We start from the raw sequence: 12,796 nt of genomic DNA on the forward strand, positions 1-12,796 counted from the left end.
TGTAGCGCTCTAGATAGTCCGCGTTCGACGAAACGTCCATGCCGTCAATCTTTGCTTTTATGCATGTCGTTTCCCCAAAAACCGGGACTACTTTTGAGCGACATGTATTAGCGCAGCCAGCCGACCGCCAGTTCCTTGACAGCGTCGAGCGCGCGCTGCGGCAGTGTGCCGACGCCGATCGACTCGGCGGCGAAAAGTGGTGTCTCCTGGCTCAGCGTATCGCCGATCCAGACACGCAGCGCGCCCACCGGCTGCCCCTCCTCCACCGGCGCCGCGACCGGGCCGTTGTAGACGATCCTGGCCGTCAGCTTGTCGCGGTTGGTGATCGGCAGGAAGATGTCGATCGGGCCCTTGGCCTTCAGCGCCACCCCGGATTTCGCGCCGCCGAAAACCTGGGCTTCTCCAACCACTTCGTCCTTGGCGAAGATTTCGGTCTTCTCGAAGGAGCGAACGGACCAGTCGAGCAGCTTTCGCGCCTCCTCGGCGCGCTCCTTGTCGGAGGCCAGGCCGCTCATCGCCGCGATCACCCGCGTGCCATTATGGCTGACTGAACCGACGATGCCGAAGCCAGACGCCTCGCTCGCACCAACCGCCAGGCCATCGGCGCCGATATCCATCGCCAGCAGCGGATTGCGGTTCCTCTGTGAGATCTTGTTCCAGGTGAAATCCTTCTGGCCGTAGTAGCGATAGAAATCCGGATAGTCGCGCCACAGGTGCACGGCCAGCTGCGCCAGTTCACGCACAGTCGTCTGCTGGCCATCCGCCGGCAGGCCGGTCGAATTGACGAAAGTCGATGTCTTGAGGCCGATCTGGCGGGCGCGTTCGGTCATCTGCGCGGCAAAATTGTCCTCGGACCCGGACATGCCTTCGGCGATGACGATGCAGCCATCATTGGCCGCCTGCACGATCACGCCCTGAATCAGGTCCTCGAGCCGGATCGCCGACTTGAGCTTGGCAAACATCGTCGATGTCCCCGAAGGCGCGCCACCCTTGCGCCAGGCGTTTTCGCTGACCACGAACGTATCGTCGAGCTTCAGGCGGCCGGACTTGATGGCGTTGAACACCACTTCCATGGTCATCAGCTTGGCCAACGAAGCCGGCGGTATCGGCTTGTCGGCATCCTTCGAAAACAGCACCGTCCCGGTCTCGGCATCGATCATGAAGACCTGCGTAGCCTTGGTCTCGAACAGCTGCGCACGGGCTGGAGCCTGGGAAAACAGCAGCAGGCCAAAAACCAGAAGCCCGGCGAGAGGCTGGAGCAAGCGCAATTGCATGATGTTCGACCCATTGGCCGGCACGGCCGGCAAGCCCGCGAAAACTATCAGGCTTTTTGCGCGGCGGATCAACCGCGCAGCGGAAATCCGGCCTGGCTTGCGCTCAGTTGCGCACAGCCAGCGCATCCGGCGCGCCATGCGACCATGCTGCCTGCAGCAAATCGTCCAGATTGCGTTGGCCATCGGGATAGAGATTGACCGAATACCAGTCCTCGCCATCGAGTTCCGAGCGCTGGATCTCGATCTTGCCGAATGCGGCAAGCTGAGCGGCAATGCGCCTGGCCTGCGCTGCATCCTCGAACGAGCCGGCAGCGACGTAGTCGGTAGCCGAACCTGGCGGCTGTCGCTTCCATGATTGAAGGACGTCGGCCGGCGACATGCCCTCGCCACCCAGCGCGGCGAAGGCATTGGAGGCGCGTTCCACCCGCTCGTCCGCGTAGGACAGCGAGGCCACCGCAAACGGTGATTGCCGCGGCAGGCTGATCTCCGGGCGCTCCGGCACGATCGGTCCGAAATCGGGCAGCGCCAGATCGCCAAAGGCCGGTGACCGCGCCGACATGACCGGCTGGCCGGAATCGGTCAACTGACCCGGAAACGGCACGGCGGCAGTGCCGGCAGACAGGCTTGGCGACGGCCCGTTCATGGCCACCATGACGCCGCTCGGCAGTCCGTCCGACGGATCCGGCGCCCTGTTGCCGGGGTGATAGGAGGCCATCAGATACTGGTCGTCATCGCCGTCGAGCGGTGCACGGCCGACATACTCGACCTTCACTTGAGCGGTGCCAATATTGGCATAATCAAGCATCTGGGCGGCGCGCTCCGACACATCGATGATGCGCCCTTCGTGATACGGGCCGCGATCGTTGACGCGAACGATGACCGAACTGCCGGTCTTGAGATTGGTGACGCGGGCGTAGCTTGGTAGCGGCATGGTCGGATGCGCCGCCGTCAGGTGGGTCATGTCGTAGACTTCGCCATTGGCGGTAAGCCGGCCATGGAAGGCATCGCCATACCAGGAGGCCAGGCCGACCTTGGCGTAGCGCTTGTCTTCCTTCGGGTAATACCATTTGCCGCGGACCTGGTAGGGCTTGCCGAGCTGATCCCTGCCGCCGCCGCGTTGCATGCGCCCGTTCTGGGAGAACACACGCGGGCTTGCCTTCACGCCATATTCGGATTCGGAGAAATATTCCTTGGAGCGGGTCTTCTTGTAGACCATCGCTTTGGACTCAGGCTGCGACGCGCAAGCCGCCAGCAAGGCGGCCGACATGGCAAACAACGCGACCGTGGCAGCGCGACGAAGACGCGGGTGCGTCACAGCCTGCATTTTCCTGATGTCCCCTTCAGTCTCGACCTAAGACGCCGCGTTCAAGCATCAGAGGAGCCAAAACACTCACTCGACAAATACCGACGACGCCTTGAACCCCGGTCCTTTGTGCGCAGGAATTGTTTATCACGATATTAACCGATTGTGGCCGGAACCGGGCAAGATTGTGACGCCATCACCGTGCCGAGCACCGTGAAAGGTCACGGCCTTTGCCTCGCTGCCTACGCAGCCCACAATGTCGACATAACGAATGGCGAAGGCACCGGCGCCAGGTTGCGGAAGTCGCCCAAAGTGACCACCTCCTGGCCCGACGGCGAGGCCGGCATTATCGACGACAACAAAATGCAGTCGGTTCGGAGTTATATCGTTTTACACAATCCCTAGTTGCTAGACTCGCGCGACACGCCGGCTGTTAATTTTGCCTCAGGGCGAGGAGGGAAAAGGTACCGAACTGGGAGGATGTAGTCGCATGAATTACGATTTCGGCCTCGGCCATCTATCTGAAGACAATCAGCCTTACGAAGTCACCTCTTTCGCCAAAAAACATGGCTTAACTATACGAGCCGCGGACGCCGTTCTTTTCGCCAAAGGCCCATCTCGGACGGCCTGCGATGCCGCCGCATTGGCTTTCCTCTGTGCGGTCGCCGCACACGCCAAGAAACAATCGGCGCGCTAGCCTTCCGCGATCACGACTCGGGTCGATTCGCTGGGCCGGCGCCTTCGGGAAACTCTGCAACCCGAGTAGGTTGCCGGCCATTCTCCTCTTGCTGAAGTCGTCAAGCCGCTCCCTTCGGGGAGCCGGCTTGCGTTTATCCGTGGCCGGCGCGGTCTGGCGTTTCATGCACGCGATATGGTCGGCACGTATGCGCCATATCGACGAGACCGCTTAAGTGAAGGCCCGCCGCCTCATTTGCGAAGCGACAGGCCCTTCCCCTACCCACAATCGTCTCAACGCAATTCCAGTGCCAAATTGATTGACCCATTACGGGTCACTAACCGCACCGGTGCTCGGGCTCCGCTTCCGCGATCACACCATAGGCTAACGCGATCACGCGGTTCACAATACAACTACAAGCGGTCGATTCCTTAGGGATGTAGCCACTCCAAAAGCCCGCCGCGGGTCGCTCTCGTGGCGGGTTTTTCATCGGCTGGGGTTTCGGGCTTCCTCTTGCATCGCCTAACGGGCCGGCCCTAACGCTTCTTCGGCTTCGGCGTAATTTCTTCAACCCGCACCTTGTCGCCGATCTCTTTGGCCATCGCCAGGGCTTTGGTCTTGTCCTTGGTGGTCAGTATGGTCCGCCAATGCGGCTTCTCGAATACGCTCACGACGTAGGTTGTCGCCGGGATATCCGTCATCCTATCCCTCCCCAGGGCCCGAGGCCCGCGCCACTTGCGGAGGCGCGGGCCGATCGGGGCGGTGCGTATCCCGATCAGCGGCGATGGGGTGAGCATCGCCTGCCGCAACCACAACAGTTAGAGATCGCTAATGTTCCGTCAAGGCGATTTGGTCCGATCGAATGTCAGCTTCCAGTCGCGATTGTGCTCGGCCGGGATTTAAGCGGTGCCGAAAACTTCCGAAACGTCTAATATGCCGACATGCAGGGGACTCGCATCGCTTTTGGTCCGTTCGTACTCGATGCCGACATCGGGACGCTCCTTAAAGAGCAGATCCCGATCGCTATTGGACATCGTGGGCTGACGCTGCTTGCTGCGCTTACGGCACGGCCCGGTGAAATCCTGACCAAGGCCGAGCTGATGGACGCTGCCTGGCCGGGTACCGCCGTTGAGGAAGGCAACCTTACCGTCCAAATAGCGACGCTAAGAAAGGCACTCGGTCCAGCTGACAACGGCGGCGAGTGGATCGCCACGGTGCCTCGCGTTGGCTACCGCTTCACCGGGACTGTCGAGCCGGTGGCGAGCGCATCCCCCAGACCTATACCACTGTCCGGCAAGCCGTCGATTGCGGTGCTGCCTTTTGCCAACTTGAGCGGCGATCAGGACCAGCAGTATCTCAGCGACGGCATAACCGAGGACATAATTACGGAGCTGGCCAGGTTCCGCTCCCTCCTCGTCATCGCGCGCAATTCATCTTTTCAGTTTCGCCATCCGGCATTGGACATGGCCGAAGTCCATCGCAAACTCGGAGTTCGCTACCTCGTCGAAGGCAGCATACGAAAGCTCGGTGATCGCATTCGGATCACCACACAGTTGATTGACGCCGCCACCGGCACCCACCTGTGGGCCCAACGGTACGACCGGGCCCTCGACGATATCTTCGCATTGCAAGACGAGGTTGCGGCTCTTATCGCCTCGATAGTCGAAGGCCAGGCGGAGGCCGATTCGGCGAGCCGGACCAGCCGCAAACCTCCGGCCGATTGGGATGCATATGACTACTACCTGCAGGGGCGCGCGCACTTCTACCGATATGAATTGGACAAGTCCGAGCCCCTATTCGTCCGGTGTGTCGAACTCGATTCAACGTTCGCTCAAGGCCACGCCTTCCTCGCGCAGGCCCTCGTCGGCAGATTTTGGTACGACAACGATCCGCGGACGCTACAGAAGGCCTGGGACTCGGCACGAACGGCGCTTGCTCTCGATAGGAGCGATGGCGTCTGTCACCAGAGCATGGGGCTGGTGCTTACGCACATGCGGCAGCACAGCGACGCGGGAGTGCATTTCGAGCTAGCGAGCTCATTGAACCCGCTAGACGTGAACATAGCGGGGGACTACGCAAGCTGGCTCAACTATGGCGGTCGGGCAGAGACGGCGCTGAACGTGCTCGAAACTGCGCTCCTGCGCGACCCGTTACCTCCGATATGGTTCTGGGAGGTGAAGGGCAGCTCCCTCTTCCTGCTTGGAAGGTACTCGGAAGCCGTCGGTTCGTATAAGAAAGCCGGTGACCAATTCTTCATTCATGCCTTCCTCGCGGCGGCGTACGCACATTTGGGCGAGACGCAGAAGGCGCGCGCTGAAGTCGAGGAAGCACTGACGAGGAAACACGACCTGACTGTCCGGTTGATTTCAGGTCTCCCGTTCGCCGATCAAGTCGCCCTCGAGCTTTTCACGTCAGGTTTCAGAAAGGCCGGTCTTCCCGCGTGAACGCACCTTCGTGCCAGGAATGCAGGCCGATGCCGCGGAGCAGGTTGACGCCGTGATCCAGCGCGCGGTAAAGGCGAAGGCGCAAAAGGCCATTCGGTAGCAAAATGGTAGCAGCGGTCAGATTGGAGGCCACTGGAAAGCCAGAAAAGCTAACGAAATCAAGCCTTGGAGGAATGGCCGAGCGGTTTAAGGCACCGGTCTTGAAAACCGGCGTGGGTGCAAGCTCACCGTGGGTTCGAATCCCACTTCCTCCGCCAAACCCGAAGAAAATTTAATAAAATCAATAGTTTGATAGTTTCTGTCCTGGCGCCCTATTCACGATTCATGCTGGCGGCGTCTGTGCGAAAGCAGAACCTTTAGCCTTTGGAAAGGGGAAATGTGGTTCTTTTCGGAGGCGCAGACTGCGCGCCGGGGCGAATGAATGGATATCCTTGGTATCAAGGCACTGTTGATCTGCGGGCTGATCTTCATTCCGTTCGAACATCTGTTTGCCGAGCGGCCGCAGAAGATTTTCCGCAAGGGTCTGGCTGTCGATCTGATCTATCTGCTGTTCAACGGCTTCATCATAAAGGTGGCCATCGCCATCATGGCGGCCGGTGCCCTCGGCGCCGCTGCAATTTTGGTCCCGCAATCGATAACGCAAGCCGTCAGCGGTCAGCCCGTCTGGCTGCAGGTTGCGGAAATCATCCTGATCTCCGACATCGGCGTCTATTGGGCGCATCGGGCCTTCCATAAAATCCCCGCGCTTTGGAAGTTTCATGCGATCCACCACGGTATCGAGGAACTGGACTGGCTCGGGGCTTTCCACAATCATCCTGTCGACGCCATCGTCACGAAGGCAATATCGCTGACGCCGATCTTTTTCCTTGGCTTCTCCGAAGCCTCGATCGCTGTCTTTTCGATCATTTACCTCGGGCACACGCTGCTTGTTCATTCAAACGTGCGGATTCCGTTCGGCCCTTTGAAATGGCTGATCGCCAGCCCGCAGTTCCATCGCTGGCACCATGCCAACCAGCGCGAAGCCTACGACAAGAACTTCGCCGGGCAGTTGCCTTTCCTCGATGTCATGTTCGGTACCTACAATATCACCGCTGACAAGGTGCCGGAGAAGTACGGCGTCGACGATCCGATCCCCTCCACCTACTTCGGTCAGATCGCCTATCCGCTCCTGCCCCGCGGGAAGCCATTGAATCGAGCCGCGCCGAGCACCGAAGCCTGACATCGACGGGTTTCGGGCGTGCCGTAAGAGGCCGCGCCCGCGGGAGGCTTTTCGCGTCGAATCGGCTAAACCTTCGAAGCATGAACGAGACCTCACTCTATGCGCCGGTGAAGCGGTTCCTCGAAAGCCTCGACTTCGTCGTCAAAGGCGAGATCGGCGGCTGCGACATCGTCGCGCTGCGCGAAGGTGAGCCGCCCGTCGTCGTCATCTGCGAACTGAAGCTGCAGTTCAATCTCGAACTGGTGCTGCAAGGTGTCGATCGCGCCGCGGCCTGCGACGAGGTTTGGCTGGCCGCGCGCATGTCGGCCCGGGGCAAGGGCCGCGAAAGCGATGCACGGTTTCGCAATCTCTGCCGCCGCCTTGGCTTCGGCCTGCTTGGCGTGACCGCGACCGACCGGGTCGAGGTGCTTCTCAGCCCGATCGCACTGGCGCCGCGCAAGAATGCGCGCCGGCGCTCCCGCCTGGTCGACGAGCACCAGCGCCGGCGCGGCGATCCTGTTGCGGGAGGAGGATCGCGCAATCCGATCATGACGGCCTATCGGCAAAGCGCCCTCGCCTGCGCCGCCGCGATGGTGGACGGACCCAGGCGGCCGCGCGATCTGAAGGCGGTGACGCCGATCGCGCCGAAAATCCTGCAGCACAATGTCTATGGATGGTTCGCGCGTGTCGACCGAGGCCTCTACGATCTCACGGATGCCGGCCGTGCTTCGCTGGTCCGTTGGCCGCAGGCATCGCACGATGAATCCCGACACGCAATTTTGAACGTATCGACCATTTGATTGATGATGCCTGCGGGGTCCGAGGCGGTCCCCTTGGTTGATTTCTCCGACAAAATATGGTGCTTGTCCCGCCCATGAAGAAGCTCTGCATGACCGCCTTGGCGTCTGTGACACTGAGTTTTCCAGCCAGCGCAATGGACAGTGCATTGCGCGCCGGCCTGATGAAACTCGATCCCCAAACCCGCCTTGAACAGCGTTGTGACGCCGAAGTGCTCGACCGGATCACTCACGACGATCGCAAGTTCAAGGCCGATCGCGTCGTCGCCTACGCCTTCGCGACGCCAGAGATGGGCGCTGATGCAATCAAAAGCCCGGGCGCTGCGTTTCGCAGCAAGGGGCAATGGTACCGGCTGAAATTCAAGTGCCAGACGGCGCCCGACCATATGGAAGTTTTGCAGTTCCGCTACCGGATCGGCGACGAGATTCCGGAAGCCGATTGGGCAAAGTATAATCTCTACGATTGATCTTCGATCGGCCATGGTTTTGCCCTGCTGTCGATGAGCGCCGCAGGGCCTCTGATCCAGATTTGACGTAACGGTGCTGCGGTGATGTCGCCACGAGCGGTCCCTTGACGCCAAGGGACCACCAAGTTAGGCCCTCTGGATAATCGAGGACCACTCGGCAAATCAGCAAGGGCTTCCGGTCGATGGACATTTTCAGCGCTGCCAGTCTGACCGCCCTGCTCCAGGTCATCGCCATCGACCTCGTGCTGGCCGGCGACAATGCGATCGTCATCGGTCTTGCCGCTGCCGGCCTGCCGGCCGAACAACGCAAGAAGGCGATCCTCATCGGCGTGCTGGCGGCAACGGTGCTGCGCATCGGTTTTGCCGCGGTCACCGTCAAGCTGCTGGCGATCGTCGGCCTGCTGCTGGCCGGCGGCATCTTGCTGCTGTGGGTCTGCTGGAAGATGTACCGCGAGCTGCGCACGTCGCATGCCGATGAGCTGGAAGCGACCGAGGCGCTGTCGAACTCCGATCTCAACGGCGACAAAAAGGTGGCCGGCAAGGCGAAGCGCAAGACGCTCGGCCAGGCGGCCTTGCAGATCGTCGTCGCCGACGTGTCGATGTCGCTCGACAACGTGCTGGCGGTCGCGGGTGCCGCGCGCGATCATTTTCCGGTGCTGGTCATCGGCCTCGTGCTGTCGATCGCGCTGATGGGCCTCGCCGCGACTTTCATCGCAAAACTGCTGCAGCGCCACCGCTGGATCGCCTATGTCGGTCTGTTGATCATTCTCTATGTCGCGGTGGACATGGTCTATCGCGGTGCGGTGGAAGTCTGGCCGCATGTAAACGGCGCGGTCAGCTGAGGCGGCTGTCCGCCGCGTCTTCGACCGAAAGCTCGCAGTGCAATCGTCATGCGTTTTGCCGCATCGCAGGCGTGCCCATACCAATGCCGTAATAAGTGTGGTACTGGCCCGGCAATCCTGAAAAGCCCGGAAAACCTTATATGTCCGCTCCCCGCGTGAGTTTTGTCAGTCTTGGATGCCCGAAGGCCCTTGTGGATTCGGAGCGCATCATCACGCGCCTGCGCGCCGAAGGCTACGAGATCGCACGCAAGCATGACGGTGCCGACCTTGTCGTCGTCAACACCTGCGGCTTCCTCGATTCCGCCCGCGACGAGTCGCTCAATGCCATCGGCTCCGCGCTTTCGGAGAATGGCCGGGTCATTGTTACCGGCTGCCTCGGCGCCGAGCCGGATGTCATTCGCGAGAGGCATCCCAATGTTCTGGCGATCACCGGACCGCAGGCCTATGAGAGCGTGATGGCAGCCGTGCATGAGGCCGCACCGCCTTCGCACGACCCCTATATCGATCTCTTGCCGCCGCAAGGCGTCAAGCTGACGCCGCGCCACTACGCCTATCTCAAGATTTCCGAAGGCTGCAATAACCGCTGCACCTTCTGCATCATTCCCGCGCTGCGTGGCGACCTCGTCTCGCGGCCGGCGGCCGATGTGCTGCGCGAAGCCGAGAAATTGGCCAAGGCCGGCGTCAAGGAACTCCTGGTCATCTCGCAGGACACCAGCGCCTACGGCATCGACATCAAGTACCAGACCAGCATGTTCGGCGACCGCGAAGTGCGGGCGAAGTTCCTCGACCTTTCCGAGGAACTGGGCAAGCTCGGCATCTGGGTGCGCATGCACTATGTCTACCCCTACCCGCATGTCGCCGACGTCATCCCGCTGATGGCCGAGGGCAAGATCCTTCCCTATCTCGATATCCCGTTCCAGCACGCCTCCCCCCAAGTGCTGAAGAACATGCGGCGCCCGGCACATGGCGAAAAGACCCTCGAGCGCATTCGCGGCTGGCGCGAGATTTGCCCGGATCTCGCCATCCGCTCCACCTTCATCGTCGGTTTCCCCGGCGAGACGGACGACGATTTCGAGATGCTGCTCGACTGGCTCGATGAGGCCAGGATCGACCGCGCCGGCTGCTTCAAATACGAGCCGGTCCGGGGCGCCCGCTCCAACGATCTCGGTCTCGACCAGGTTCCGCAGGAGATCAAGGAGGCGCGCTGGCACCGCTTCATGCAGCGCCAGCAGAAGATTTCGGCGACGCAGCTGGCCAAGAAAGTCGGCAAGCGCTTGCCGGTGCTGATCGACGAGGCGCACGGCACATCGGCAAAGGGCCGCACCAAATACGACGCGCCCGAGATCGATGGCGCGGTCCACATCCAGTCGCGGCGCCCGCTGCGTCAAGGTGACATTGTCACCGTCAAGATCGACCGCGCCGATGCCTATGACCTCTACGGTTCGGCGGTCTGACGGGATCGGTACGCCGTCTATTTACTACATCTGGCGATAATTCAGGCCGCTTAACCCGCTCAGCCGCGATCCGCTCTATGGTTTCCGGATCGTGGATGCGGGAATCCGGATGGACATCAGACCTCCCAGGCAAGACTACATCGCGACGCTGGATCTGCTCAGGCTGGCGGCAGCACTTGCCGTTGTGTTCTTTCACTATTTCTTCCGCGGCGCGGCCGCCGAAGGCTTTCTCGCCGAGGGTTATCCGCTCGCCGCGCCGCTCGCCCTCTACGGCTATCTCGGCGTCAATCTGTTCTTTCTGATCAGCGGGTTCGTCATTGCCTGGTCGGCGGAAAATCGCAGCTGGGACCAGTTCGCGATCGCACGTTTCGTTCGCCTCTATCCCGGCTTCCTGTTCTGTATGACGATCACCTTCGCGATCGTCTTTCTGGCTGGCTCACCGCTGCTTCCAGCCTCTTTCAGCCAGTATGCCGCCAATCTGTCGATGTTCGCACCGGCCTTCGGCCAACCCTTCATGGACGGCGTCTATTGGTCGATCGTGCTTGAGCTGGTTTTCTACGGTTGGGTGACGCTGGCCCTCCTCACCGGGCTGTTCCAGAAACGCAAGCTGGAGCTGATCTTCATATGGCTGGCCATCTCGGCCTTGAACGAGTTCTTCTTCGGCAGCGGCGCGGCAAGGCTGCTGTTCATAACCGAGTTCGGACCATTCTTCGCCGCCGGCGTGGCGCTCCACCACATCCATGCACACGGCCGTTCACTACCGGCTTTGCTGCTGCTTGCCGCATCGTTCCTGATCTCCTGCGGCACGCTATCCGTGACGCAGCTCTGGATGCAGGGCCACTACGGCATCGCGGTTTCTTCGGCAAATCTCGTCGTCGCCAATGTCGTCATGCACGCGGGCTTGATCGGCGCGCTGCTGTTGCGCAATCGTGTCAGGCCGTCGGCACTCACCCTGGCGCTGGGCGGCCTGACCTACCCGCTCTATCTCCTGCATCAGGACATCGGCTATCTCGCCATCAACGCCGCGGCACCCCTGGTCGGCAAATGGTTTGCCGCCCTCGGCTGCATCGCGCTCATGCTGGTTGTTTCGTGGGCGATCTGGCACACATGCGAACGACCGGCTCAGCGGCTGCTCAGAACATGGCTCGGCCGCGCGGTTGATACTGGGCTGGCGCGATTTCGCCGCGTCTTTGCCGAGGCACAGCCCGCCGAATGAAAAAGGGCGCCGCGCGGCGCCCTCCTCACTTTGATATCTCGCGCCGCTTATTGCGGCAGCTTGTCGTCGACACCCTTCACATAGAAGTTCATGCCGAGCAGCGTGCCGTCGTCGGCGACTTCGCCGTCCTTCAGCCAAGGCGTGCCGTCCTGCTTGGCGATCGGCCCGGTGAAGGGGTTCCAGCCGTCGGCGATCTTCTTTTCGGTGGCTTCGGCCATCGCCTTCACGTCGTCGGGCATGTTGGTGAAGGGGGCGAGCTTGACCGCGCCGTCCTTGATGCCGAGCCAGACATTGTCCGGCTTCCAGGTGCCGTCGAGGGCTGCCTGGACGCGGCTGATGTAGTACGGACCCCATTCGTCGGTGAGCGAGGTCAGCTGCGCGTGCGGCGCGAACTTGATCATGTCAGAGGACTGGCCGAAGCCGTGCAGCTTGCGCTCCTCCGCCACCTGCAAGGCAGCGGTCGAATCGGTGTGCTGGACGATGATGTCGGCGCCCTGGTCGAACAGCGCCTTGGCGGCGTCGGCTTCCTTGCCCGGGTCGAACCACGAGTTCACCCAGACGATCTTGGCCTTGAAGTTCGGGTTGATCGACTGCGCGCCGAGCATGAAGGAATTGATGCCCATCACCACTTCGGGGATCGGAAAGGAAACGATGTAGCCGGCAACGCCCGCCTTCGATTGCTTGGCGGCGATCTGGCCGAGCACATAGCGGCCTTCATAGAAACGCGCATTGTAGATGCCGAGATTGTCACCGGTCTTGTAGCCGGTTGCGTGCTCGAACATCACCTTGGGGAATTTCTTGGCGACCTTCACTTCCGGATCCATGAAGCCGAAGGAGGTGCCGAAGATGATCTTGCAGCCTTCGCGTGCCAGGCGCTCGAAAGCGCGGTCGGCGTCGGGGCCTTCGGAGACGTTTTCGAGATAGGCGGTCTCGACCTTGTCGCCCAGCGCCTTCTCCACCTCGAGACGGCCCTGGTCGTGCTGGTAGGAATAGCCGAAGTCGCCGATCGGGCCGGTGTAGACCCAGCATGCCTTCAGCTTGTCCGCGGCCTCGGCGGTCGCCGCCAGCGATAGGGCGGCGGTCGTGGTCATCAGGGCAATAAGCAGTTTTTTCATTGTGTTACCT

Annotated in this window: 12 protein-coding genes and 1 tRNA gene; 9 read left to right on the forward strand and 4 right to left on the reverse strand. The window is 61.2% G+C overall.

Annotated features, from left to right (window positions below; genetic code table 11):
• Nucleotides 1-107: 107 nt before the first annotated feature.
• Both NKH19_RS15690 and NKH19_RS15695 read right to left on the reverse strand, forming a co-directional pair.
• Nucleotides 108-1,274 carry a D-alanyl-D-alanine carboxypeptidase family protein gene (locus NKH19_RS15690; protein ID WP_352868565.1) on the reverse strand — a complete coding sequence of 389 codons (1,167 nt, stop codon included), beginning with the start codon at nt 1,272-1,274 and terminating at the stop codon, nt 108-110.
• A 103-nt stretch (nt 1,275-1,377) separates the two neighbouring features.
• Nucleotides 1,378-2,598: a septal ring lytic transglycosylase RlpA family protein gene (locus tag NKH19_RS15695; RefSeq protein WP_352868489.1), complete on the reverse strand. Its 1,221-nt coding sequence runs from the start codon at nt 2,596-2,598 to the stop codon at nt 1,378-1,380.
• Between the two features lie 469 nt (nt 2,599-3,067).
• Between NKH19_RS15695 and NKH19_RS15700 the strand changes: the two genes are divergently transcribed.
• Nucleotides 3,068-3,274, forward strand: a complete 207-nt coding sequence (locus NKH19_RS15700) for a hypothetical protein (RefSeq protein WP_352868490.1) — start codon at nt 3,068-3,070, stop codon at nt 3,272-3,274.
• Between the two features lie 515 nt (nt 3,275-3,789).
• On the opposite strand, the gene NKH19_RS15705 is transcribed toward NKH19_RS15700, so the two are convergent.
• Nucleotides 3,790-3,954 (reverse strand): hypothetical protein, encoded by a 165-nt coding sequence (locus NKH19_RS15705; RefSeq protein WP_352868493.1) that lies wholly within the window; start codon nt 3,952-3,954, stop codon nt 3,790-3,792.
• Nucleotides 3,955-4,194: 240 nt separating this feature from the next.
• Between NKH19_RS15705 and NKH19_RS15710 the strand changes: the two genes are divergently transcribed.
• The 8 genes from NKH19_RS15710 to NKH19_RS15745 all read left to right on the forward strand — a co-directional run bounded on the left by NKH19_RS15710 (nt 4,195) and on the right by NKH19_RS15745 (nt 11,671).
• Complete coding sequence (locus NKH19_RS15710) at nt 4,195-5,697, forward strand: winged helix-turn-helix domain-containing tetratricopeptide repeat protein (RefSeq protein WP_352868495.1); 1,503 nt, start codon at nt 4,195-4,197, stop codon at nt 5,695-5,697.
• A gap of 167 nt (nt 5,698-5,864) precedes the next feature.
• A tRNA-Ser gene (locus NKH19_RS15715) sits at nt 5,865-5,954 on the forward strand.
• A 164-nt stretch (nt 5,955-6,118) separates the two neighbouring features.
• On the forward strand, nt 6,119-6,916 hold the full coding sequence (locus tag NKH19_RS15720; protein ID WP_352868496.1) for a sterol desaturase family protein: 798 nt from the start codon (nt 6,119-6,121) through the stop codon (nt 6,914-6,916).
• A gap of 80 nt (nt 6,917-6,996) precedes the next feature.
• Nucleotides 6,997-7,695, forward strand: a complete 699-nt coding sequence (locus tag NKH19_RS15725) for a DUF2161 domain-containing phosphodiesterase (RefSeq protein WP_352868499.1) — start codon at nt 6,997-6,999, stop codon at nt 7,693-7,695.
• A gap of 56 nt (nt 7,696-7,751) precedes the next feature.
• The gene (locus NKH19_RS15730; protein WP_352868502.1) at nt 7,752-8,159 is read left to right on the forward strand and encodes a DUF930 domain-containing protein; all 408 of its coding nucleotides are present in this window, start codon (nt 7,752-7,754) and stop codon (nt 8,157-8,159) included.
• A 182-nt stretch (nt 8,160-8,341) separates the two neighbouring features.
• The gene (locus tag NKH19_RS15735; RefSeq protein ID WP_352868505.1) at nt 8,342-9,001 is read left to right on the forward strand and encodes a TerC family protein; all 660 of its coding nucleotides are present in this window, start codon (nt 8,342-8,344) and stop codon (nt 8,999-9,001) included.
• Nucleotides 9,002-9,141: 140 nt separating this feature from the next.
• The gene (gene rimO / locus NKH19_RS15740) at nt 9,142-10,455 is read left to right on the forward strand and encodes a 30S ribosomal protein S12 methylthiotransferase RimO (RefSeq protein WP_352868507.1); all 1,314 of its coding nucleotides are present in this window, start codon (nt 9,142-9,144) and stop codon (nt 10,453-10,455) included.
• A 109-nt stretch (nt 10,456-10,564) separates the two neighbouring features.
• Nucleotides 10,565-11,671: an acyltransferase family protein gene (locus NKH19_RS15745; RefSeq protein ID WP_352868509.1), complete on the forward strand. Its 1,107-nt coding sequence runs from the start codon at nt 10,565-10,567 to the stop codon at nt 11,669-11,671.
• Nucleotides 11,672-11,718: 47 nt separating this feature from the next.
• Here NKH19_RS15745 and NKH19_RS15750 read toward each other — a convergent pair whose 3' ends face one another.
• Nucleotides 11,719-12,786, reverse strand: coding sequence for a BMP family ABC transporter substrate-binding protein (locus NKH19_RS15750; protein WP_352868511.1), 1,068 nt, complete (start codon nt 12,784-12,786; stop codon nt 11,719-11,721).
• Between the last annotated feature and the right edge of the window lie 10 nt (nt 12,787-12,796).

Source organism: Mesorhizobium sp. M1338 (assembly GCF_040318045.1).
In the GTDB taxonomy this organism is placed as follows: domain Bacteria; phylum Pseudomonadota; class Alphaproteobacteria; order Rhizobiales; family Rhizobiaceae; genus Mesorhizobium.

Excerpts from the sequence above, each read along its gene's own strand:
- NKH19_RS15700 (WP_352868490.1), top strand. The coding sequence starts at position 3,068 with ATGAATTACGATTTCGGCCTCGGCCATCTATCTGAAGACAATCAGCCT.
- NKH19_RS15710 (WP_352868495.1), top strand. The coding sequence starts at position 4,195 with ATGCAGGGGACTCGCATCGCTTTTGGTCCGTTCGTACTCGATGCCGAC.
- NKH19_RS15735 (WP_352868505.1), top strand. The coding sequence starts at position 8,342 with ATGGACATTTTCAGCGCTGCCAGTCTGACCGCCCTGCTCCAGGTCATC.
- NKH19_RS15695 (WP_352868489.1), bottom strand. The coding sequence starts at position 2,598 with ATGCAGGCTGTGACGCACCCGCGTCTTCGTCGCGCTGCCACGGTCGCG.
- NKH19_RS15725 (WP_352868499.1), top strand. The coding sequence starts at position 6,997 with ATGAACGAGACCTCACTCTATGCGCCGGTGAAGCGGTTCCTCGAAAGC.
- NKH19_RS15720 (WP_352868496.1), top strand. The coding sequence starts at position 6,119 with ATGGATATCCTTGGTATCAAGGCACTGTTGATCTGCGGGCTGATCTTC.
- NKH19_RS15705 (WP_352868493.1), bottom strand. The coding sequence starts at position 3,954 with ATGACGGATATCCCGGCGACAACCTACGTCGTGAGCGTATTCGAGAAG.
- NKH19_RS15745 (WP_352868509.1), top strand. The coding sequence starts at position 10,565 with ATGGACATCAGACCTCCCAGGCAAGACTACATCGCGACGCTGGATCTG.
- NKH19_RS15690 (WP_352868565.1), bottom strand. The coding sequence starts at position 1,274 with ATGCAATTGCGCTTGCTCCAGCCTCTCGCCGGGCTTCTGGTTTTTGGC.
- NKH19_RS15750 (WP_352868511.1), bottom strand. The coding sequence starts at position 12,786 with ATGAAAAAACTGCTTATTGCCCTGATGACCACGACCGCCGCCCTATCG.
- rimO (WP_352868507.1), top strand. The coding sequence starts at position 9,142 with ATGTCCGCTCCCCGCGTGAGTTTTGTCAGTCTTGGATGCCCGAAGGCC.
- NKH19_RS15730 (WP_352868502.1), top strand. The coding sequence starts at position 7,752 with ATGGTGCTTGTCCCGCCCATGAAGAAGCTCTGCATGACCGCCTTGGCG.